Consider the following 23,986-nt stretch of genomic DNA (forward strand, 5'->3'; position numbering starts at 1 on the left):
ATTTATCAAACAAATATCCATTTAGCAGTTACAATTTCTAAATTTATGCAAATCTGCAGCCTTTAATTTGATAATATCAAAAAAGCACTAGATTTGCTTACTACACCAAAACAATCTTACTATGCAAGTCAGCAGTGTAAGGAATCCTGTTGCCGACCTATTAGAGCTAGGTATCCGGCAGGCAAGTCATATTTACTACCAACTGGAGCCGGCAGAACTGATCGCACAAACAGTAGCTGCGGGACAGGGAACAATCACCAGCAGCGGTGCGCTTGCTGTGAATACCGGCCAGTTCACCGGCAGATCTCCCAAGGACAAATTTATTGTGAAAGATGAGCTTACGGCATCTACAGTTAACTGGAATGACTTCAACATTCCGGTTAACCCTGATGTTTTTGATAAGCTGTACGACAAGATCACCCGTTACTTTACGGGTAAGGACGTATGGGTGCGGGACGGTTATGCCTGCGCCGATCCGGCTTACCGTCTGAACATCAAGGTGATCACGGAAACGCCCTGGGCCAACCTGTTTGCCTACAACATGTTCCTGCGCCCTGCTGAGGAGGAGCTGGATTATATCCACCCGGAATGGACCGTGATCCAGGCGCCGGGTTTCCTGGCAGATCCTGCTACAGACGGCACCCGCCAGGGTAATTTCGCCATGGTCAGCTTCAGCCGGAAGATGATCATCATCGGCGGAACAGCATATACAGGCGAGATCAAAAAAGGCATTTTCACCATCCTCAATTATATACTGCCTCATGAGCATGGCGTGTTGAGCATGCACTGCTCTGCCAACCAGGGAGAAGCTGGCGATACCGCTATTTTCTTCGGATTGAGCGGCACCGGCAAAACGACGCTCAGTGCGGACCCCGACCGAAAACTGATTGGCGACGATGAACATGGCTGGACGGCACACAACATCTTCAATTTTGAAGGCGGCTGTTATGCCAAGTGTATAAACCTGAGTAAAGAAAATGAGCCCCAGATATTCCATGCCATCCGTGAAGGCGCTTTGCTGGAGAATATCAGCTGCCATCCGGGCACCACAGAGGTAAACTATGCAGATAAATGCATTACGGAAAATACCCGGGTATCCTATCCGCTGCACTATATCGATAATGCCCTGATACCTTCTGTAAGCGGCATTCCCGAAAATATATTCTTCCTTACCTGCGATGCTCATGGCATATTACCGCCCATTTCCAGGCTGACGCCGGAGCAGGCCATGTACCAGTTCATTTCCGGCTACACAGCCCGGATAGCCGGTACCGAAGCGGGCATTACCGAACCTACAACTACTTTCAGCACCTGCTTTGGCGCTCCTTTCCTGCCACTTCATCCGGTAAGGTATGCATCGATGCTGGGAGAGAAATTACGCCGCCACAAAGCAAAAGTATGGCTGGTCAACACCGGCTGGATAGGAGGCGCATACGGCACAGGACAGCGCATTAAACTGTCTTATACCCGTGCCATGGTAGCGGCGGCCCTGAAAGGACAGCTTGACAGGCTGGCATATAAGGATCATCCGGTGTTCGGCTTCTCCATTCCCGAATCATGTCCGGGTGTACCTGCAGACCTGCTGGACCCGAGTAATACCTGGGCCGACAAGGCAGCATATGATAAGCAGGCTAATGCACTGGGACATAAGTTTGTACAGAATTTTGAGAAATATGCCGACCAGGCAACGCCGGAAATTTTATCTGCATCTCCAAGAATTTAACTATATTGGCATTCTACCCTGCCTTTAAAATTTCCACTACTATTACAAGTTCACCGATGTACAGACTTTGTCTGTCGCAAAACAAGTAACCTATTCATTATATTCATTATTGATGGCAGGGAACTTGTTTTGCGGAACTTGAAAGGAAATACCTACCTTTGCGCATGCAAATTTTAGACGGTAAACTTGTTTCAGCGGCTGTTAAAGCCCAATTGGCAGATAAGGTAACTGAATTGAAAGCGTTGGGCAAAAAAGTCCCCCACCTGGCGGCCATCCTGGTTGGCAACAATCCGGCCAGTGAAACTTATGTGGCATCTAAGGTAAAATCCTGCGCCGAGATCGGTTTTCACTCCACTCTTTTACGCTTCGATGCGAAAATCTCTGAAAAGCATTTACTGGACAATATCACCTTGCTGAATGAAAATGCAGATATTGACGGTATCCTCGTACAACTTCCTCTTCCGAAACATATCAACGAAGAACTGGTGATCAACACCATTGATCCCAGCAAAGATGTGGATGGCTTCCATCCCATGAACGTCGGTAAAATGGTGGCAGGACTGCCTGCTTATATTCCCGCAACGCCTTATGGTATTATGCTGATGCTGGAACACTACAACATCCCTACCAAAGGGAAACATGCGGTAGTGATCGGACGCAGCCACATCGTAGGTACGCCCATGAGCATCCTGCTGAGCCGTAACGCTAATCCGGGCAACTGTACCGTAACGCTGACCCACTCCCAGACGGTAAACCTGAAAGAGATCTGTCTCCAGGCCGACATCATCGTGGCAGCTATTGGTCGTCCGAACTTTGTTACCGCCGATATGGTAAAAGAAGGAGCTGTTGTAATCGACGTAGGTATCAACCGTATTGAGGATGCTACCAAAAAGAGCGGTTTCAGACTGGTAGGCGATGTAGATTACAACGCCGTAGCACCTAAAACCAGCTTCATCACGCCGGTACCGGGCGGTGTTGGTCCGATGACCATTGCAGCATTGCTGAAAAACACCTACCACGCCTCCCTGGGCCAGAAAGTAAACATGAACTAAGGAATATCCTGTAAAACGCTTAACACTTTGTACGGCTGCCGGCCTATAAAGCGTTAAGCGTTCTGCATTTCCGGGCACCGACCTGCCAGTGAATCTTCCCATTTACGTACCTTTGCAAAATGTCAACAACTACAGCCGATATCGCAACATCTCTTCAGCTTCCTGTAATGGAACGTTTCTACACCCTGCAGGGTGAAGGAAACTACCAGGGCCAGGCCGCGTATTTCATACGCCTGGGTGGATGTGATGTAGGCTGCCACTGGTGCGACGTAAAAGACAGCTGGGACGCTTCCCGCCACCCGATGATCGCCATCAGTGAACTGGTACGGGATGCCGCGGTACATCCCGGCCGTATTGCCGTGATCACCGGTGGAGAACCCCTTATGCACAACCTGGACGCACTGACAGAGGCCCTGCACCAGGAAGGCTTCCGTACGCACATGGAAACGTCCGGCTCCTCCCCTCTAAGCGGGCACTGGGACTGGATCACCCTTTCCCCCAAGAAATTCAAGGCGCCTCTTCCGGAGATCTGCGGAGTGGCCCATGAGCTCAAAGTGGTGATATTCAACAAGACTGATTTCGCCTGGGCCGAAAAATATGCAGCGCTGGCAGGCCCGCACTGCAAACTCTACCTGCAGCCGGAATGGGACCGCGCTGCCCAGATCACTCCCCTGATCATTGACTACATCAAGGAGAATCCTAAATGGCAACTCTCACTGCAGGTGCATAAGTACATCAATGTACCCTAAAACCTTTACCCTACATCATTTTAACCCCTTACATTTGTGCTTTTTTTCATATATTGGCGGCCTAGCCAATCTAAAAAGTTATGAAGAGAGTCCTTTTATTGATGAGCAGTTGCTTCCTGTTATGCCTGGAACTGAGCGCCCAGGTCATAACCTATGAGAACGCGAAGAAAAAAGCACAGAAGACTTTTGATGATGCTCAGATGGCAGTAAGGGAATACCGCATGACGGATGCTATTGAACTGCTGAAAGACGCTGTAAGACAGGAACCCGGATTTACAGACGCTTATGGACAGATGGTCATCACATACGCGGAAATGAAGCAATACAAGGAAGCCATCATCAACTACGAAACACTGAAAAGACTTGACAGCCCATCTACAAGACCGGCTATGCTATCTTATGCCAAAGCACTGGCAGGTGAAGGACGGTTCAGTGAAGCGCTGTCCAACGTTACCCTGTACATCCAGACCAACAAAACCAGAAGCGCAAGAGCAGAAGCGTTACAAAAAGCCTATACTTTCGCAGCAAAAGCTGCTGCCAAACCGGTGCCCTTCAAACCACGCAATATGGGTGACAGCATCAATACCAAGGATCCGGAATATTTCCCGTCCCTTACCATCGATGGCCGGACCCTCGTTTTCACCCGTCGTGTGAACAGCAAGAATGAAGACTTTTACGTATCCGAAAAAGACGATAGCCTCGGCTGGATGCCTGCCTATGGTTTTGGCTCGCCGGTAAATACCGCCAACAATGAAGGCGCGCAGAACATCTCGCAGGACGGGAATATGCTGGTGTTCACCGGTTGTGACTTCCCGGGAGGAAGAGGCAGCTGCGATATCTACTACACGATCAGAACAGAAGAAGGATTGTGGGTAGAACCTATGAACATGGGCTCTCCTATCAATACGCGCGACTGGGAATCGCAACCCAGTCTTTCGGCAGACAGGCAGACCCTGTACTTTGCCCGTGAGACCGCCGATGCCGGTTCGGAGATCTTCATGAGCAAGTTACAACCCAATGGTAAATGGGGCTTCCCGGAGCGACTGGATTCGAACATCAACACCCCCGGTCGCGAAACCACTCCTTTCATACATCCCGATAACCAGACCCTGTACTTTGCATCTAACGGACACGAGGGTTTTGGTGATATGGACATCTTCTATTCCCGCCGCCAGCCTGATGGCAGCTGGGGCCCTGCAGTAAATCTCGGCTACCCGATCAATACTGTTGACGAAGACGCCAGCCTGATCGTAGCCGCAGATGGTAAAACCGCTTATTTCGCCTCAGACAGATCTGACAGCCGCGGGCAACTGGACATCTACACCTTCGAGCTCTATCCGGAAGCACGTGCACAAAGAACACTCTTCGTAAGAGGTTATGTGTATGATGCAAAGACTAAACGCCGTCTCGTGGGTAACGTGGAACTGACCGACCTGGAAACAGGAAAGACTGCCGCTGTTGTACGCACAGACAAAATAGGCAACTACCTGATACCATTACCGACAGGTAAAGACTATGCCTTCAACGTAAACCGTAAAGGTTACCTGTTCTACTCAGACAATTTCTCTTTGAAAAATAAAACAGACGATTCCATGTTCGTCAGGGACATCCCCCTGGTGCCACTGGATACAAGTGCTGTAATGGTGTTGTACAACATCTTCTTTGACACCAGGCAATTCAACCTCAAGCCGGGTTCTGAAATTGAGTTGAACAGGCTTGTAGGATTGATGCAGGAAAACCCAACCCTGATCGTGGAGATCAGCGGACACACGGATAATGTCGGCAATGACAAAGACAATATGATCCTGTCTGAACGCCGTGCACAGGCCGTGGTGAAATATCTCGTGGATAAAGGCATTCCGGCAGACAGGCTGCAGGCAAAAGGTTACGGAGAGACACTCCCTGTAGCGGAGAATGATACTCCGGGAGGAAGAGCCGCAAACAGAAGAACGGAATTCAAAATATTGAAGCTGTAGGAAAAGGCTACACGTAAACTTTTAAATCAGGAATATCGCTGTTCGTTTAATGCGTTATTCCTGATTTTTTTTGTACTGTAGTTAAAAACATTATTAGCTCCTTTGCGGCTATGTTTATAAACAGGTTAAAATCACCGTTTAAATAACGCATTTAACAAACGTCAACCGGCTCCGTCAGGTGCCGTGTGTTTGTAGCCCAGGGTGACAAACCCTGGGTTAACAATCGGGTCACCAATCACGGTCACCAATCACGATCACCAATCCGGTCACCAATCACGGTCAATAATCCGCGTCAACAAACCGCGTTTAACAAACCCATTTAAATAACGCATTTAACAAAACATCAATCGGCTCCGTCAGGTGCCGTGTGTTTGTAGCCCAGGGTGACAAACCCTGGGTTAACAATCGGGTCACCAATCACGGTCACCAATCACGATCAACAATCCGGTCAATAATCGTCACCAATCCGGTCACCAATCACGGTCAATAACCCGCGTCAACAAACCGCGTTTAACAAACCCATTTAAATAACGCATTTAACAAAACATCAATCGGCTCCGTCAGGTGCCGCGTGTTTGTAGCCCAGGGTGACAAACCTGGGTTAACAATCGGGTCACCAATCACGATCACCAATCCGGTCACCAATCACGGTCAATAATCCGCGTCAACAAACCGCGTTTAACAAACCCATTTAAATAACGCATTTAACAAAACATCAATCGGCTCCGTCAGGTGCCGTGTGTTTGTAGCCCAGGGTGACAAACCTGGGTCAACAAACGTTTATTTATAATCCCGCAGTTCTCTTCGCAACAATGAATCCATTTCTCCCGGTGTGCGCTTATAATTGTATTCAAACATCGCCGGCAACCAATCACCATACATGGGGTTGGGCAATACAATAAACCGTTTACCAAAATCAGCTGCGGATTGTTGTGTAACCTGTTCACGCTTATCAACAGGTTGTTTATCGAATATCGCTGCGAAATCCCCCAGATTATCTCCCATGAGTAAAACGATGTGATGTGTCTGCGCTACTTGCTGGCGGCGGCTTTCCTTACCTGAGGTAGTTGTTTTCAGGAACAGATGCTCATTATCCGCATCAGGAAAATGCCAGCGTTGCAAATTCTGTAACGTTGACGCACGTTCTGTTTCTGAACGGTTAGTAATATAAAACACGTGTACACCTTTCGATGTTGCATATTGCAGGAAGGACAATGCACCAGGCACCGTGTCTGCAACGGCTTTCGCCGTCCATTCCATCCACGTTTTGTCTGCATATCCTTCCCCTCTCAAAGCAGTATGCACTGTATAGGGACTGTTATCCAGTATGGTTTCATCGATGTCGGTAACAATTGCAGGCGGCAGCGTAGCCGGTTGCGAAAGACTTTCATCCAATCTTATTTTCGCGATGTTATAAGCCTGGAAGCACAGGGCTTTGTATTCCGCCGCTTTCTGCTGCCAGAGGGCAGCCCAGGCCGGACCATACGGCTGAAGAATGGTGGATGATGCTGCCTGTGAAACTGATGGTTGCGTCGTCTTACAGGCAATCATTCCTGCAAGCAATGCACATGTGAGTAAAATATTTTTGTATTGCATGGGAGTAAACAGAAGAAGTTTTAACTTAGATATGTTAACCGCAAAAATACGCAATATGCAGGAGGAATTACGCCACCAGATTGCTCTTACACAAATTCCACAAATAGGAGATATCGTTGCCAAAAAGTTACTCGGACATTTTCATTCAGCCAGCGCTGTTTTTAAAGCTGCTAAGCATGAGCTGGAAAATATTCCTGATATCGGCACTGTCAGAGCTGCCGCCATACTGGAATTCTGTGACTATGAACAGGTAGACAGAGAAATTGCCTACATCACGCAAAACAATATACAGCCGGTCTTTTATACCAGTGTCCAGTATCCGCAACGACTGAGGCATTGTGCAGATAGTCCGGTGATGCTGTATTACAAAGGCAACGCAGATCTCAACGCCGGCAGGATAGTCAGTATTGTGGGGACGCGTGCACCGGGCGATTATGGCCGGACAGTTTGCGCAAAACTGGTGGAAGATCTCGCCGCACACAAGGTGACAGTAGTCAGTGGCATGGCCTACGGTATAGACATTATCGCCCACAGGCAGGCTTTGCTCCATGGCATGCCGACCATTGGTGTCCTGGCCCATGGACTGGACCGTATCTATCCGCCGCAACATAAAGGCACTGCTATGGAGATGGTTGAAAACGGCGGGCTGCTCACCGAATTCCTCAGTGATACAATGCCCGACAAACAGCATTTCCCCATGCGTAACCGTATTGTGGCTGGTATTGCAGATGCTACTGTCGTAGTGGAAAGTGGCCTGAAAGGAGGTTCACTCATCACTGCAGATATTGCCAATAGTTACAACAAAGACGTCTTCGCCATTCCTGGCCGGGTTGGCGATCCACATGCAGCCGGCTGCAATGAACTGATCAGAACGAACCGGGCCATGCTGATTACCGGCGCAGCAGATCTTTTACAGGCGATGGGATGGGACCATCACCACGCTCCCAAAAGCCAACTTAATCCCCAGCGGGAATTGTTCCTGACCCTCGATGAGGCAGAGCAGCATATATTGACGCTTTTTACAGGGAATGACGAAAAGCATATAGATCAGCTTCGCCGGGAAAGTCACCTGCCGGGTAGCCAGGTGACCTCCCTTGTGTTAAAACTGGAAATGCAACATGTATTGAGGGGACTGCCCGGGCAGAAATACCAGGTGATAAATTAACAGGGCGCTTCTTCGTTGCTTGTTCGTCGCTTATTCGTCCCTTGTTCGTCCAATTCTATTTGCGGTGTTCTGGCATTCAACCAGGGTGTGTGGGGTTCCGTATTCAACCCCGGGTTGAAACCCGGGGCTACAAATACGGCGCTCCTAACGGAGCGATATTTTCAAGGCGCCTGGGTTCGCAAAGTTTTATCTTAATTGTTGTGGTGGTCACACCAATTTCCAACTCCGGGTTACGGGGGTTCGTTCATTCAACCGGGGTTGTGGGCGTTTGCCGTTCAACCGGGGATATGGGCGTTCTGTATTCAACCCCGGAGTTGTGGGTTTCACCATTACCCCCAGGGCCAAAACCCCTAGCTACAAATACGGCGCTCCTGACGCAGCAATATTTTCAGGCGTCCCGGGGTTACAAGATTTTATCTTATCTGTTGTGGTTCCTTAATTTATCTGGTTTGTTCCTGTTTAGGTGTTCTCTTGTCTTTGTTTATTTCCTCCTTGTTCTCAATGCTCCCCTGTAATGACCCCGGCATTCCCCTCTTATCGGCTTTAAAACCGATATTCTGAATTATCGGCAAATCAACCGATATTTCAAAATATCGGCTAAATAACCGATATTTATAGTATGACCAGCATCATTACAGGCGATATTATCAACTCAAGAGGGCAAAACGACCCTGGCATCTGGCTGCATCCTTTAAAGGAGTTATTAGGAGAATGGGGTAAATCACCCAAGACATGGGAGATATTCAGAGGGGACAGTTTCCAGCTGGAGATCAATAAACCCTGGAAAGCATTACTGGCAGCTATCCGTATCAAGGCCTGTATCAGGTCCATAGACAAGCTGGATGTCAGGATCGGCATAGGGATCGGCGAAAAAACTTACAGTGCTCCGCATATTACCGAATCAAACGGACCGGTTTTTGTTTATTCGGGGGAAACGTTTGAAGAACTAAAAAAGCAAAAGCAACGTTTAGGTGTCAGAAGCCCGTGGCCGGAACTGGATACGCAACTGAACCTGATGTTCCGGCTGGCAGCTATTGCACTCGACAAATGGACGCCGGCAACAGCACAACTTGTAGCCATATCTATTGCAAACCGTGAACTTTCACAGAAAGAGCTGGGCGATCAGATCGGACGCACACAATCTACCATCAGTGAGGGGCAGAAAAGAGCCCATTATGAGGAAGTGATGGCATTGGAACATTACTACCGAAAATGTATTAAAGAATGTATTTCAAAAACACACACATGATATGATACTCTTTCTGCAATTATTCTTAGCGCATATCCTGGGCGATTTCTTCCTGCAGAATAACAAATGGGTCGGTGACAAGGAATCGCTGAAATGGCGTTCCCCATACCTATATATACATGTCCTCATTCATTTCTGGCTCATATTACTGGTAACCTGGAATATCGATAACTGGAAGATCGCCTTCCTGATCATGCTTTCCCACCTGCTGATCGATGGTGTAAAACTGCAATTCCAGCAAGCTGCCTATCAGCGGGCATGGTTCTTCGGAGATCAGCTGGCTCACCTGGCGGTTATAGGTATGGTCTGGGCATTTCATGAAAAAATAACATGGCGCTATGCAGACCTCATTACTGTCAAAGGTCTTATTATATGTATCGCCTCCCTGTTCGTACTGAAACCCGCTTCTATTATTACCAAAAACACCATCTCCCGCTGGACGCCCAACAGCGATCCCGGTCAGCCTATATCAGCAATAGAATCATTAAAAGATGCCGGTGAATGGATCGGGTTCCTGGAACGGCTGATGATACTTACTTTTATACTGATGGGCAAATGGGAAGGCGTAGGCTTCCTGCTGGCCGCGAAATCCGTCTTCAGATTTGGCGACCTGAAAGAACCCAAAGAGACCAAACTGACTGAATATGTGGTGATAGGCACATTCCTGAGCTTCTTCCTTGCCATCATGACCGGGCTGCTGAGCAGCTACTTATTGTCAGTGTTAAAGTAAACTTCACATCCCCTGATTCATCTACATTTTTCTATTTGACCAAATAGGTGTACATTTGCGTGCAATTATTTAATAACTGACAAATAGTTGCAACATGCCTGCCGGAAAATCAAAACCGAAATTTGTAGAGGACGGACTTACTTTTGACGACGTACTTCTGGTTCCCGCCTACTCTGAGGTACTACCCAGAGACGTAAATATCTCAACGCAACTTACCAAAAACATACGCCTTAACATACCAATGGTGTCTGCTGCCATGGATACTGTTACTGAAGCTAACCTGGCCATTTCACTGGCTCGTCAGGGAGGCATTGGTATTCTGCATAAAAACATGAGCATTGAAAAACAGGCAGAACTGGTGAGAAAAGTAAAGCGCAGTGAAAACGGCCTGATACTCGACCCGGTTACCCTGCATGCTAATGCTACTATCGGAGAAGCGCTCCGCCTGATGAAAGAAAACAGCATCGGCGGTATTCCTATTATAGACGACGCCAACAAACTGGTGGGTATCCTCACCAATCGTGACCTGCGTTTTGAAAGGAATCAGAAACGCCTGGTAAGTGAAGTGATGACCTCCGAGAACCTGATCACCGCTCCTGAAGGAACTGATCTGAAAAAAGCAGAAAAGATCCTCCAGCAGAATAAGATAGAGAAACTGCCCGTAGTTGCCAAAAACGGTAAACTGGTAGGCCTGATCACTTACAGGGACATTCTCCAGGTATCCAGCTATCCAAATGCTGTAAAAGATGCCTATGGCCGTTTGCTGGTTGGCGCTGCACTCGGCATCACACCCGATGTACTTGACAGGGCCCAGGCACTGATCAATGTAGGTGTGGATGTAGTTTGCCTCGACAGCTCACATGGTCATTCCATCGCTGTTATAAACAGTCTTAAGAAACTCAAGAAAGCATTCCCTAAACTGGAAGTGATAGCTGGTAACGTAGCTACCGGCGAAGGCGCACTGGCACTGGCCAATGCAGGTGCTGATGCAGTAAAGGTAGGTGTTGGACCGGGTTCCATCTGTACTACCCGCGTAGTAACAGGCGCTGGTTTCCCTCAGCTCTCCGCCGTAATGCTGGCCGCCGATGCACTGAAGAAAACAGGCGTACCGGTGATCGCTGATGGTGGTATCCGTTACACCGGCGATATGGTAAAGGCCCTCGCTGCAGGTGCATCCAGCATCATGGCCGGTTCTATCTTTGCAGGTGTGGAAGAAAGCCCCGGAGAAACCATCATCTATGAAGGTCGTAAATTCAAATCCTATCGTGGAATGGGCTCACTGGAAGCAATGGTAGAAGGTAGCAAGGACCGCTATTTCCAGGAAGAAGACGATATCAAGAAACTGGTACCGGAAGGTATCGTAGGCCGTGTACCTTACAAGGGTATGCTGTCTGAAGTGATCCAGCAATTCGTTGGCGGTCTGCGTGCAGGTATGGGCCTCACCGGTTCCAAAGATGTAAAAGCGCTGCAGGCGGCACAGTTCATCAAGATCTCTCCTGCTACCGTGAAGGAAAATCACCCGCACGACGTAGTGATCACTAAAGAAGCACCGAACTACAGCAGATAATCTTTGCTACAGATCAGCTGACAAAACTGACCGAAGTAGCTGATGATACATAACATGCAGTTGAACAATAACTGATGCGCTGGTCATCACTGCTCACATAATAATAAAAAGCCTCCTGCAACATCGTCAGGAGGCTTTTTATTATTATTTAATAATTTATTTCCCATACTACTTTTATATTCGCTCTTTCCCCGGCCTACCAACCGGCGGACAGACAAATCATATTACAGTTATCAGCATACCGTTGATAGCTGTTTATAAAATCAATTAACTATGAACCGCTGGTTACCCATACTACTAAGCCTTGCCGGTGCATTGCTGTTATGGGCCGCATGGCCAACCTCTCCCCTTACCTTGCTGATATTCATCGCCTTTATTCCCCTGTTGCGGTTGACAGATCTGGTGCCTCACCGGGGTAAATACTTTGGCTGTATCTTCCTGACATTATTCCTTTGGAATGTGGCCACTACCTGGTGGGTAGGCAATACTACCGTACCACTCAGCGGTGTGGCTGCAAACCTGATCAATACACTGCTGATGAGCATCCCCCTGCTGGGATATCACCGTACGCGAGCGCGGGTAGGACAAACAGCCGGCTATTTTGCCCTGATAGTATATTGGTTAACGTTCGAATACATCCACCTCAACTGGGAATTCAGCTGGCCCTGGCTTAGCCTGGGCAATGCCTTTGCCATGCACCCTTCCTGGATCCAATGGTATGAGTACACCGGCGTAAGCGGCGGTACCCTCTGGATTCTGCTTTGTAATATCCTTATCTATCATACCTGGCTGCAGCGCAAGCGTTACACTGTGCCACTGGGTACTTTTCTGTGGAAAACAGGCTGGCAGCCCGCAGCCGCCATTGTGATCCCTTTTCTACTCAGCTCGCTGGTACAATATACTTTCAAAGCGCCTGAAGGCCCCGCCGCCAGAGTCGTGATCGTGCAGCCGAATATTGACCCCTACGACAAATTTGCCGAGGAAAATGAGCAGCTGCAACTGGACAAACTGCTGGCTTTATCCGCTCAGAAAACCGATAATACCACTACATATATTATATGGCCGGAAACTGCGTTATTTACACATGGCGTGTGGGAACACAAGCTGTCTTATGAAAGCGGAACGGAGCAGATCAGGCAGTTCCTGAGACGCTACCCCCAGGCTACGCTGGTGAGTGGCGCCACAACCCTGAAACGCTACGATGTAATGGACGAAGCGCCTAAAATGGCCCGCAGCACAGAAGACGGTACGCTCAGATACGACGCGTTCAATTCAGCTATCCAGCTGGATACCTCCTACGCCGTACAGATATATCATAAATCCAGACTGGTGCCCGGTGTGGAGATAATACCTTATGTACGCTATCTCTCCTTCATGAAGCAACTGGCGCTGGACCTGGGAGGCATCACCGGAGGATACGGCCTGACGCCGGGAGTTGAGCTGCTGGAAAACAACCGTACACACATTAAAGTATTGCCTGCTATCTGTTATGAATCCGTTTACGGCGAGTTTGTAGCAGAAAATGTAAGAAGAGGCGCCAACCTGCTGTTTGTGCTTACCAATGATGGCTGGTGGGGCAATACAGAAGGGCATCGCCAGCATGCACAATATGCCCGCCTCAGGGCCATTGAAACCCGGCGCTGGGTAGCCCGCAGCGCCAATACCGGCATATCCTGCATCATTGACCCCCTGGGCAGGGTGCAGCAGCCATTACCATACTGGAAAGAAGGAGTTATTGTAGGAAATGTAACACCAGCCGATACATTTACGTTCTATGTGAGGTTTGGGGATCTTATATCCAAGGCGGCCGTTGTTTTCTGTATAATAATGATATTGTATAGTTTCTATCTGAAGTTCAGATTTTCAGCACCCAATTCCTGATTCAAAAATTATTTCAAGTGTCCACTAAACCTTCTACCCAAAATACTGATCTAAAGAACAAACCGGCAGTGCTGCTGATACATGGTTTTTCTGAAAACAACCAGATATGGCAGCAACAGCTGTCAGCCTTGAGCGAACAATTCTATGTAATAGCGCCTGACCTTCCCGGTACGGGCAATACGCCGGCAACAGGCACACTCAGCATGGAAAATATGGCTGAATATGTGAAGGATCTTTTAACAGCGGAAGGCATCTCCAGAGCAATAGTGATAGGTCATTCCATGGGGGGCTACGTAGCCCTGGCGCTGGCGGAAAAATATCCCTCCCTCGTACAGGGACTGGGCTTATTCCATTCTACCGCCGCACCAGACAACGAAGAAAAAAAAGAAGCCCGGCGGAAATCCATCAATATGATTGAGAAGTATGGGAACGAGGCTTTTGTAAAACAAACAATGCCTAATATGTTCAGCCCCGCCTTTAAAAAGCAACATCCTGAACAAATAGAGTCGTATATTCAGATGTGTTTGCAATGCCCGCAGTCATCCCAGGTAGCTTATTATGAAGCAATGATGCAACGCCCTGACCGCACTGCAGTGCTGTCATCTGTCTCCGTACCTGTTTTATTTGTAATAGGCAAAGATGACAACGCCGTACCCATGCAAAATGTGCTGCCACAGGTATCCCTGCCGCGCATCAGCAGCATATACATATTTGAAGACACAGGACATATGGGAATGTGGGAAGTACCGGAAGCCAGCACACAACTATTGGAACAGTTTATTCTTTTTTGCCAACAATATTGAACGTGAAAAGAACCCTTATACTGCTAATTATTCTTTCCCTTGGATACGCGACACGCGCCTCCCATATCATCGGAGGAGAAATGTCCTATAAATATATCAGCCGCAACGGAGACATGTTGACCTACCAGGTAACATTGAAGCTATTCCGTATCTGTGAAAGCGGGGGGAATATAGCAGAATTACCGGAGGCTGTTTACTTCGCTATTTTCAGCAAAGTAGACAATGCATCGTATGGTGCCCCGGTACAGGTACCGCGCGCCAATAAAGAAGTAAAACATCTGGCACAGGTGGATCCCTGCATCGTCAATCCTCCTGATATCTGTTTCCAGATAGGTACATATGTGCAGAACATCACTGTTCCTGTCAGCCCTATGGGATATACCGTTTCCTTCCAGAGTTGCTGCCGTGACAATACCATCGATAATCTTATTGACACCAGAGATCCGAACAATGAACAAAGCAGACCAGGAAACGGCGCCACCTATTTCACGGAGCTACCCGGTGAAAACGGTCAGCTAACCAACTCAAGCCCCTTTTTTACGAAAGATGAGGCAGTACTGGTATGTGCCAATAAGAAATTCACTTACGACTTTTCTGCAACCGATATCGACGGCGATGAGATCGTATATTCCTTCTGTGATGCTTATGGTGGCGGACAAACCACCCCACAGGGAGGAATACCACCTGCAGCTATTGCTCCCCCTTACGGAACGGTGCCTTATAAAAGCCCTTACTCCGGCAGCAGTCCGCTGGGAGCCGGAGCTACCATAGATCCGAAAACCGGCATTATTTCCGGGATTGCGCCCGACCCGGGAAAATATGTACTGACCGTCTGTGCCTACGAATACAGGAATGGCCAGCTATTGGGCATTCATCGAAAAGACTTCCACCTGAGGGTGACGACCTGCGTGAAATTGGTCGTTGCCGCCATGCCGGATAAGTATAACGATTGCTCGGGCTACACCGTTACCTTCCTCAATAACAGTACAGAAGGCAAACCCTATGAATGGGACTTCGGAGATGGCGACACGATGCATACCAACAGTACCGACCCTATACAGCATACTTACACCAGGCAAGGCACTTACAATGTTAAACTGTGGGTGGACAGATACAGTAATTGTGGAGACAGCGCAACCGCCACTGCCTATGTGTATCCTTTGCTGCGGCCAAATGTGAACTTCAGTGGGCTTTGCAGCAATACGATCACCACTTTCACCAACAATTCCACCACTTCCGGCGTTAATGATAATATCAACTATTACCGTTGGGACTTTGGCGTAACAACTTCCGATGCCGATACTTCGCTGGAAAAAAGCCCGCGCTTTCAATACCCGGGGCCCGGCAATTACCAGGTGGTACTGCACCTGAAAACAGAACGGGGATGTGAACGTTTCGATACTTCAGACCTTATTGTATATGACAAACCACCGCTGGCCGCCACACCAGATACACTACTGTGCATCCTGAACTCCATCCAGCTGCACGCGGAAAGCATGGTGGACGGCAATGTGGTAACCGGAACATATACATGGGCTCCTTCATATAATATCAATAATGCCAATACCGCCAATCCGACTATATTTCCAAGACTGGATACCGCCTATACCGTCACTTTCACAGACGCTACCGGCTGTACCAATAGTAAGCGGGTTGCCGTTGACGTGAGGGACAAACTGGTTGTGAGAACGATGGCCGATAGTGTGGTATGTACAGGCGATGAAGTGAATATCCCGGCCTTCCCGGACGGCAATTATCCACTCACCTGGTATGACGTCAACAATACGGTGGTAGATACCGGCCTTACCCTGAACATTGTTCCACCTCCCCCTTCCGCCACTTACAGGGTGCGGGGTGACCTGGGCGACTGCTTTGGTGAGGATAATATAACGCTGCGCGTAGTAGATCCGCCGGTGGCTTATGCCGGTGAAGATACCACCATCTGTTATGGAGAGCAGTTAACATTGCGGGCATCGGGAGGCGCCTATTATCAATGGACGCCAACAGCAACACTGAGCGCTCCGCAAAGCGCCACTACTATTGCCCGTCCAACAGATTCCACTGCGTATATCGTTACCGTGAGGGATGTACTGGGCTGTCCGAAAGCTGTTTCCGACACCGTACTGGTCAATGTGGTGCCTCCGGTACCAGCGTTTGCCGGCAACGATACCATTGCGATGCTGAACCATCCTTTCCAGCTGAATGCTTCCGGCGGTACCACTTATATATGGACCCCGGTAGATGGATTGGATAATCCGAATATCAATAACCCGGTTACCACCATCAACCACGATATTACCTATACCGTCACCGTCTACACGGAACAAGGCTGCTCCGGCAGGGACGATATCAAGGTTCGTTTTATAGCCGGTCCCGATATCTATGTCCCTACAGGATTCTCCCCTAACGGCGACGGGCAGAACGACATTTTCCGTCCGCTGCCTGTAGGCATTGTACAGCTGGACTTCTTCCGCGTATATGACCGTTGGGGAAAGCTGATGTACAGTACCACACAGTATTTGCAGGGATGGAACGGTTACTTTAAAGGATCGCCGGCAGCAGTAGGCACCTACGTTTGGGTAGTGCAGGGAAAAAATATAAACAATGAAACCGTAACAAGAAAAGGAACAGTAACACTCGTCAGATAGAAAATACTTCATTTAATGACATACTATCAACTGTAATGAACTACTGTACAGGTACTTCCAAAACCGCGTGTACACTGGAAAAAATGATTTTATTAACGGTGGATTTTTTTGTAAATTCCTATACGAAAGTCATTTTTACGTTATGCGCCCCTTTTGATGTACAGGTTTCTCATTCTGGCTATTTGCTGCACCTTTGTCCACGTTAGAGCAGATGCTTACCATATAATTGGCGGCGAAATTTACTATGCATACCTGGGGGTAGCCGGAGATGGCATTTACAGGTATGAGATCGTCCTCAAGTTATACCGGGATGCCGATTTCACGTGTGGTCCCATTCAGGGATGTCTCGATCATTTTGAGAATCCCGTTCCTGTCAACATTTACAACGCCAGCGGTATCCGTGTTACAAGCGCCCGGCAACTCTACATCCGGGAAACAAAGGCGCTGCGCGATACGCTTAAAAATCCCTGCCTGGCCCCCCGTACACAGAACCTGGAGGTAGCCTACTACCGCGATACTGTAGAACTGCCAGCCAGCTACGGCGGGTATTACATTACCTATCAGCGCTGCTGCCGTGGAGAAAAACTGACCAATATTTACGACTCAGAACATGAAGGGTCTACTTTTTATACCGTCATCCCGGGATCGGAAAAACGGCCTACCAACAGCAGCGTATATTTTAAACACGATGGTGCGATCGTCATTTGTAACAGCCTGCCTTTTACCTTTGACTATTCCGCCTTCGATCCTGACGGCGATAGCCTTACCTACACTCTCTGTAATGCCCTTACGGGCGGTTCTACACGCAGTGAAGGCGTAGCCGCCAATCCGCCGCCCTACAATTCCATCGTCAATTATGTCACGCCATATTCAGGCACTAATCCCATGGGCGGCTCTCCACAGATCTCCATAGACAATAAGGGTATACTGCGAGGTACGCCTAACCGTGAAGGCAAGTTCGTTATCTCCGTTTGTGTAAATGAATATGACAGGCGCACCAAGATGCTGCTGGGCACACACCAGAAAGATCTGCTGCTGACGGTCTTCAATTGCAAAACCAATATACAGGCCGGCTTCCCTTCTGTACTGATGAACTGTATAGCCAGTCCTGAACTGAAAGTCACCATTCCCAATTACAGCAATGCAGGTTTTACCTCCAGCTATTACTGGGATTTTGGTGATGGTACAGACACTACCACCTTCGACAAGACCGTCTTCGATCACCTGTACCCTGATACCGGCATTTACAAGCTCAAACTGGTCGTAAACCGCGGGCTCTCCTGCACCGACAGTGTAACGGGCTTCGTACACAATTATCCGGGCTTAAAAGCGGATTTCAGCGTGGAAGGTCTCTGTCGGGGAGAACCGATCCGCTTTAACGATATTTCTTCCTATACCTATGGCAAAATTACCAGCAGACGCTGGGACATTGGTATACCCGACGCCGCGCAACCTACCAGCGCTGTCAGCACCCAGCTCAATTATGTTTACCAGAAGGGTGGCACGTATACGGTCACACTCTCCCTGCTTACTGACCGATCGTGCAGTGCCACGGTGTCGAAGGAAGTGATCGTTTATGAAGTGAATCCTTTTGCCGGGAATGATACCATTCTGGCCAAAGGCCAGTCCCTGCAACTGAATGCCAGCGGAGGGGATTTCTATGCCTGGTCGCCAGCCACCGGTTTGAACAACATCAACATTCCGGACCCTGTTGCCAGCGGCAACCAGGATATCACCTACCTCCTGAAGGTGTCCAATTCCCAGGGATGCTCCGGCCACGATTCTATCAGCGTGAAGTATTACGCTGGTCCGGAGGTATACGTCCCTACCGCCTTCAGTCCCAATGGCGATGGGCAAAATGACCGTTTCCGCTTCATCCCGGTAGGGATCACCGAATATGAATACTTCCGCATTTTCAATCGCTGGGGGCAGGAAGTATTTTCTTCCACCGACTTCCGCAGCGGATGGGACGGCACCATCAAAGGCACGCCTGCGCCGGTAGACACCTACATCTGGATACTGGCCGGAAAAGATTTAACCGGTAAAAGCATTTTAAAGAAAGGCACTGTAACTTTGGTGAAATAAAATCGGGTTATGGCAATAGTTTTAATTACCGGAGCTACCTCTGGCTTCGGTGAAGCATGCGCAAAGAAGTTCGCAGCGAATGGATATGATCTAATTATCACCGGAAGAAGACAGGAAAGACTAACAACATTACAGGAACAGTTGCAGCAGGAACATAAGATTGCCGTACTCCCTCTTTGTTTTGATGTAAGAGATCAGCAGGCTGTCAATACCATATTGGGCAATATACCCGATAAATGGAAGGCTGTCAGCATCCTTGTCAATAACGCCGGACTGGCGCTCGGCATGAGTAGCATCGAAGACGGCGACGTGTCTGACTGGGACACCATGATCGATACCAACGTAAAAGGCCTGCTTTATGTGTCCAGGGTGGTGATACCCTGGCTCAAGGAACAGGGAAAAGGACATATCATTAACCTGGGCTCTACTGCCGCCAAACAGGTTTATGCAAAAGGACATGTATACTGTGCTACCAAAGCCGCGGTGGATTCCATCTCTCAGGGTATGCGTATAGACCTGCTTCCCTACCGTATCAAGGTGACGGCGGTACATCCCGGAGCAGCAGCTACCGAGTTTTCAGAAGTACGTTTTAAAGGCGATAAGGAAAAGGCCGACAGCATCTATAAAGGCTTCCAGCCACTCACAGGTGAGGATGTAGCAGATACTATTTACTATTGCGCTACCCTGCCCCCACATGTATGCATCAACGATCTGGTGATGACCTGTGTACAACAGGCCAACGCTTATTACTTTGATAAAGAATAAAAAAAACTCATATAACACTTAGATGTTATTTCGAATACAATGTTTTGTATTTATATTTGAAACAATTAACGTATATGAGGGGCTATGTGTGATGTAAGTAATTGAGGAGTGCTGCTTTATACCTCCACGCGGAGGTGAGAACCTAACTAACTATTTAACGTTTTGACAATGCCGACTATCTATCCTAAAAAACCATATCCCTATGCTTACATTTGCAACACTGTATTTGTTGCGCCTTTACTATCCCAGGTGGAAAGCAGAATGGCGCTTCTACTCCGACAGATCTAAAAGGAATAACTACGGTCGCTGGGCAACTCGCCAGGATTGGGCCGGAGCTTTTAGTTACTGAGAAATGAATCTAATCCCGCCGGTGTAAGCCGGCGGGATTTTTTTATACCATCCTTATTCATGCAACAGCTTACATCGTACCTGCTGTAACGCTCCTTCCCGCTGCGTATACGCCACCAGCACAGTATGATCATCCAATCCCTTTATCACCGGATAGCACGCATAAACAGAATCGGGCGTCAGCAGGCCTGTATCCAGTACTTTCCCTGCTCTATCCCTCAGCTGAAAACCTACGCGGCTGTTAAACGTATTTTTCACCTTTACCGGCTCATCCCATACCAGCATGATCTTATCATCAGCCAGCGCCGTGATCTGCGGATGTTTTGCCAATGGCAGCGAACTCACTTTCTGCTTATGGGTATAGGTCTGACCGTTATCTGCCGACTGGCAATAATAAACGCCTTCTCCTCCACCCATCGTAAACCAGGTAAAATGCATACCGTCTTTGTTCTTCACCATGGCCGGGCCGGTATGCGGGCAACCTCTCACCACCCAGTTATCTGCACTGATCCTGTTCATTGTCGAGAAAGAGGCGCCTCTGTCAGTGGATACCATATGCACCATATCGCGGATCGAGTCATTGATAATATCTCTGAAAGCGATATGAATACCGCCGTCTCCGTCTGTATAGAGATCTGTTCTGCAACATTGGCAAACAGTTTCCGCTAATGCCTTTTCCTGTTTAAAACCGTCATGGCCGGCTGTAACGGCAAAATAAAGGGAAGAGCCTTCCGCATCTATGTCCTTCCTGTTGTCCAGCCAGATAGCGGCTGCTTCGCCATCAGGCAACAGCGCGATATCAAAATACCGCTGATCATAACTACCTGTATCTGTTACCAGGGCCTGGGCAGGCAACCAGCTTTTTCCTCCGTTCAGGGACCGTGTATAAAATACCCTTCCTGCATATTTGTTACGGGCATCATTCTGCTCTACACCATAGATAGCAATGATCTCTCCATCGGGTTTGAATACCATCTTAGGCATGTTCTCTGCATGCGGCAATATGCCATTGGCGGTAGGCACCCGTTGCGGTATGGAAAATGTATTGCCTTTATCAGCAGATACCGCATAATACAAGGTACCTGTATCAGCGCCCGGAGCTGCTTCCACCCAGCTGATCACCGTTTTACCATCTGTAGTAGTGGTCAGGTACGGACAGGAAGCGTCCTGCGCCGGCTGAGACAGCACCTGCATTTTTTCCTTCCTGCTGTTACATGCTACTGTGCAAACTGCCAGTAATATCATCCATTGTCTGATCGCCATCGAAAATTAGTTTTTACCATTAAATGTATAAGCAACACCTATGTTGAATGTACGCTTCGGGCCTGGTCTGTAAGTAGTACTGTAAGCCGTTTTCTCCGCTGTTGTAGCATATATCACATCTGCCGCATTACGACAGTTCAGCCAGCATTCGAATTGCTTCCAGTTGTAACCTGTACGGAAGTTCAGCAGGTCATAACCGCCGTAGTAGCGTGTATTCTGCGGATCCATATAGTAACGGCTTACATGTTGCCACTCTCCTCCCAGGCGGAAGCCACGCAGGAAAGCAGGTTTCCAGGTGATCTCCGTATTGGTGATGACTTTTGGTGCACCACTCATCTGGTTATGATCATAGCTTACACCTTTTTCCACATAATCGTTGAAAAAGTGTTCTGCATATTGACCGCTGCAACGGATCCATAATGAACGGATGGGCGTATAACGCACATTCCATTCTATGCCTCTGTGTGTGGTACGACCAGTGTTACGGTTCTCATAAGAACCATCATCGAGTTTCACACTGATGATCTCATTTGTACCCTGCATATTGTATACACCTACATCCACATAGCCCTTATCATTCGCAAAACCAAACCAGCCGCCTGCTTCATAATTGCGATATGTAGCAGGTTCCAGCACGGGTACTTTCACCCCTCTGTACAATTCAGAGATATTAGGCGGTGCAAAACCTACGCTGTAGTTGGCATACATGCCACGGTTCTTTCCAAAATCGTATGTCAGGCCTACTTTTGGTGTCAGTGCATTAAAGTTGTTCCGTTCATCGGGAGCGCCTGTGAATGCAGAAGGCGTAAGGTGGTTATCAAAATCATAGTCCATCCTGTCGTAACGGAGCGCAGCTACCAGTTTTACCCCACGCAATAATTCCATATCGAACTGCGCATAGGCGGCCGTATTCAGCAGGCCTACGTTGTAATCTGTCAGTAAAGAATCTCTTTTAGTATAACCTGTATAATAACCTGCAGCATCGCGGGTAATATCTATAAATTCTGAGTAATACGCTGCAGGACTATAGTCTGCGCTTACGCCTGCAATTAAAGATGCATGCTGCCAGGGAAATTGCTTCTTATGTTGTATGATCAATCCATAACTGTTAAAGCTGTCGTCATTGATCTCGCCGGTAGCTTTCAGCGGATTCTGCATGTTGTTCTTAATAGCATAAAATGGATTCTGTCCTATGCTGTTGTTACGGAAGAATGCAGTTACCGTAGTCCTGTCTGTTGAGCTCCAGCTATGTTCCAATGTGCTTCTGTAGCGGAATGCATTTACCTTACGATAAGAGAAGGTCTGGAAATTGCGGTAATCTTTGCCATAGAAATGAGCGCTGTCCAATCCTCCTACCTGGTCGGTATAATAGTCGGTCAATGTAGCAGCATTGATCCATTTCGTCCGTTCATTGAGCTGGTAATCTACCCGGAATGTAAAAGCCAGTTTATGAAAATCGCTGTGGTCCATATAACCATTGCGCTGATCTGCATAATAGCCGCCGAAGGTGATACCCACTTTATTGAATGTGCTGGATGCGCTGAAATCAGTGCGTTTATATCCCCTGTCGCTGATCTCTGCCTGTATCCTGGCAGTGGGTTTCAGTGATGGCCCTGCAGTGATAAAATTCACTGCACCACCCACCGCTTCACTGCCATATAAGGAAGAGGCAGGGCCTCTCACTACTTCAATATTGCGCAATGCCGCCATATTGATCTCGATCAGTGCATTGTGATTAAAGTCGCCAATGGTACGAATAGGTATACCATCTTCCAGGTACAGAAAAAGGCTCTTATAACCGATGGGTTGCCTGATAGCCATAGTATGCTGTTCATTTCCCAGGTCGACCATATACACACCACTGACCTTGTTCAGCAATTGCTCGAGGGAAGTTGCTTTGGTATCCCTCATCTCCTGTGTTGAAATGGTGCTGATGGCTACGGGTGCATCTGTACGGGATTGTTTGTCCCTGCTGGTAGTCACTATTATTTCATTCAGGCTGGCGATGTCTGGCATCAGCGAAACAATGAAGGCTTCCTGTGTCTTAACTGCCAGCTTTTGTGACTTATAGCCCACAAAAGACACTTTGATGGAATCTTCTGCTTTATTGCCATGCATCACAAAACGGCCGGCTGCGTCTGTCTGACAACCTTTGTCTGTGTGTAACAGCTGCACGCTTACACCAGGCAATACTTCTCCTGTCTGCGCGTCAATCACGCGGCCCTGCATCTGCGCACGTGACTGTACAAAAAACAATACTCCTGTTATTATCAGTAATAAATATTTCATTGGTTCGATAGTTCAAGGCCACACCAGGGCGTACAACTGCATGACAGGCGGTGTAATATCGCTGCCGGTACAATTGCCATCACGGACAATAGTGGTC

The 23,986-nt window shown here is 48.2% G+C and carries 16 protein-coding genes; 13 read left to right on the forward strand and 3 right to left on the reverse strand.

From position 1 onward, the window contains the following. Positions 1 to 121: 121 nt before the first annotated feature. The 4 genes from pckA (at position 122) to MYF79_RS30360 (ending at position 5,500) form a co-directional block, all read left to right on the forward strand. On the forward strand, positions 122 to 1,723 hold the full coding sequence (gene pckA, locus MYF79_RS30345) for a phosphoenolpyruvate carboxykinase (ATP) (protein ID WP_247811586.1): 1,602 nt from the start codon (positions 122 to 124) through the stop codon (positions 1,721 to 1,723). A 164-nt stretch (positions 1,724 to 1,887) separates the two neighbouring features. Continuing rightward, entirely contained in the window at positions 1,888 to 2,775 is an 888-nt protein-coding gene (folD, locus tag MYF79_RS30350) for a bifunctional methylenetetrahydrofolate dehydrogenase/methenyltetrahydrofolate cyclohydrolase FolD (protein ID WP_247811587.1), read from the forward strand. 119 nt (positions 2,776 to 2,894) lie between these two features. After that, positions 2,895 to 3,524, forward strand: coding sequence for a 7-carboxy-7-deazaguanine synthase QueE (locus MYF79_RS30355; RefSeq protein WP_247811588.1), 630 nt, complete (start codon positions 2,895 to 2,897; stop codon positions 3,522 to 3,524). Between the two features lie 80 nt (positions 3,525 to 3,604). Next, entirely contained in the window at positions 3,605 to 5,500 is a 1,896-nt protein-coding gene (locus tag MYF79_RS30360) for an OmpA family protein (RefSeq protein WP_247811589.1), read from the forward strand. Between the two features lie 780 nt (positions 5,501 to 6,280). On the opposite strand, the gene MYF79_RS30365 is transcribed toward MYF79_RS30360, so the two are convergent. Then, positions 6,281 to 7,096, reverse strand: a complete 816-nt coding sequence (locus MYF79_RS30365; RefSeq protein ID WP_247811590.1) for a 5'-nucleotidase, lipoprotein e(P4) family — start codon at positions 7,094 to 7,096, stop codon at positions 6,281 to 6,283. Between the two features lie 55 nt (positions 7,097 to 7,151). Here MYF79_RS30365 and dprA point away from each other — a divergent pair, with 55 nt between their 5' ends. The 9 genes from dprA to MYF79_RS30410 all read left to right on the forward strand — a co-directional run bounded on the left by dprA (position 7,152) and on the right by MYF79_RS30410 (position 19,989). Beyond that, positions 7,152 to 8,261, forward strand: coding sequence for a DNA-processing protein DprA (dprA, locus tag MYF79_RS30370; protein ID WP_247811591.1), 1,110 nt, complete (start codon positions 7,152 to 7,154; stop codon positions 8,259 to 8,261). A 619-nt stretch (positions 8,262 to 8,880) separates the two neighbouring features. Next, entirely contained in the window at positions 8,881 to 9,510 is a 630-nt protein-coding gene (locus MYF79_RS30375; protein ID WP_247811592.1) for a SatD family protein, read from the forward strand. A gap of 1 nt (position 9,511) precedes the next feature. Continuing rightward, on the forward strand, positions 9,512 to 10,240 hold the full coding sequence (locus MYF79_RS30380) for a DUF3307 domain-containing protein (RefSeq protein WP_247811593.1): 729 nt from the start codon (positions 9,512 to 9,514) through the stop codon (positions 10,238 to 10,240). A 94-nt stretch (positions 10,241 to 10,334) separates the two neighbouring features. Next, a complete protein-coding gene (gene guaB / locus MYF79_RS30385; RefSeq protein WP_247811594.1) occupies positions 10,335 to 11,807 on the forward strand; it encodes an IMP dehydrogenase in 1,473 nt (490 codons plus the stop codon). Between the two features lie 273 nt (positions 11,808 to 12,080). Next, positions 12,081 to 13,688 (forward strand): apolipoprotein N-acyltransferase, encoded by a 1,608-nt coding sequence (lnt, locus tag MYF79_RS30390; RefSeq protein ID WP_247811595.1) that lies wholly within the window; start codon positions 12,081 to 12,083, stop codon positions 13,686 to 13,688. Between the two features lie 17 nt (positions 13,689 to 13,705). Continuing rightward, on the forward strand, positions 13,706 to 14,491 hold the full coding sequence (locus tag MYF79_RS30395; protein ID WP_247811596.1) for an alpha/beta fold hydrolase: 786 nt from the start codon (positions 13,706 to 13,708) through the stop codon (positions 14,489 to 14,491). A gap of 2 nt (positions 14,492 to 14,493) precedes the next feature. Further along, positions 14,494 to 17,139, forward strand: a complete 2,646-nt coding sequence (locus MYF79_RS30400) for a gliding motility-associated C-terminal domain-containing protein (protein ID WP_247811597.1) — start codon at positions 14,494 to 14,496, stop codon at positions 17,137 to 17,139. A gap of 156 nt (positions 17,140 to 17,295) precedes the next feature. Then, on the forward strand, positions 17,296 to 19,224 hold the full coding sequence (locus MYF79_RS30405) for a PKD domain-containing protein (protein WP_247811598.1): 1,929 nt from the start codon (positions 17,296 to 17,298) through the stop codon (positions 19,222 to 19,224). Between the two features lie 9 nt (positions 19,225 to 19,233). Beyond that, complete coding sequence (locus MYF79_RS30410) at positions 19,234 to 19,989, forward strand: SDR family NAD(P)-dependent oxidoreductase (protein WP_247811599.1); 756 nt, start codon at positions 19,234 to 19,236, stop codon at positions 19,987 to 19,989. 402 nt (positions 19,990 to 20,391) lie between these two features. Here the strand turns inward: MYF79_RS30410 and MYF79_RS30415 are convergent, their stop codons facing one another. Both MYF79_RS30415 and MYF79_RS30420 read right to left on the reverse strand, forming a co-directional pair. After that, positions 20,392 to 21,600: a sialidase family protein gene (locus MYF79_RS30415; RefSeq protein WP_247811600.1), complete on the reverse strand. Its 1,209-nt coding sequence runs from the start codon at positions 21,598 to 21,600 to the stop codon at positions 20,392 to 20,394. A gap of 6 nt (positions 21,601 to 21,606) precedes the next feature. Continuing rightward, positions 21,607 to 23,889 carry a TonB-dependent receptor gene (locus tag MYF79_RS30420; RefSeq protein WP_247811601.1) on the reverse strand — a complete coding sequence of 761 codons (2,283 nt, stop codon included), beginning with the start codon at positions 23,887 to 23,889 and terminating at the stop codon, positions 21,607 to 21,609. Positions 23,890 to 23,986 lie beyond the last annotated feature (97 nt).

The organism is Chitinophaga filiformis (assembly GCF_023100805.1).
Classification (GTDB): domain Bacteria; phylum Bacteroidota; class Bacteroidia; order Chitinophagales; family Chitinophagaceae; genus Chitinophaga; species Chitinophaga filiformis_B.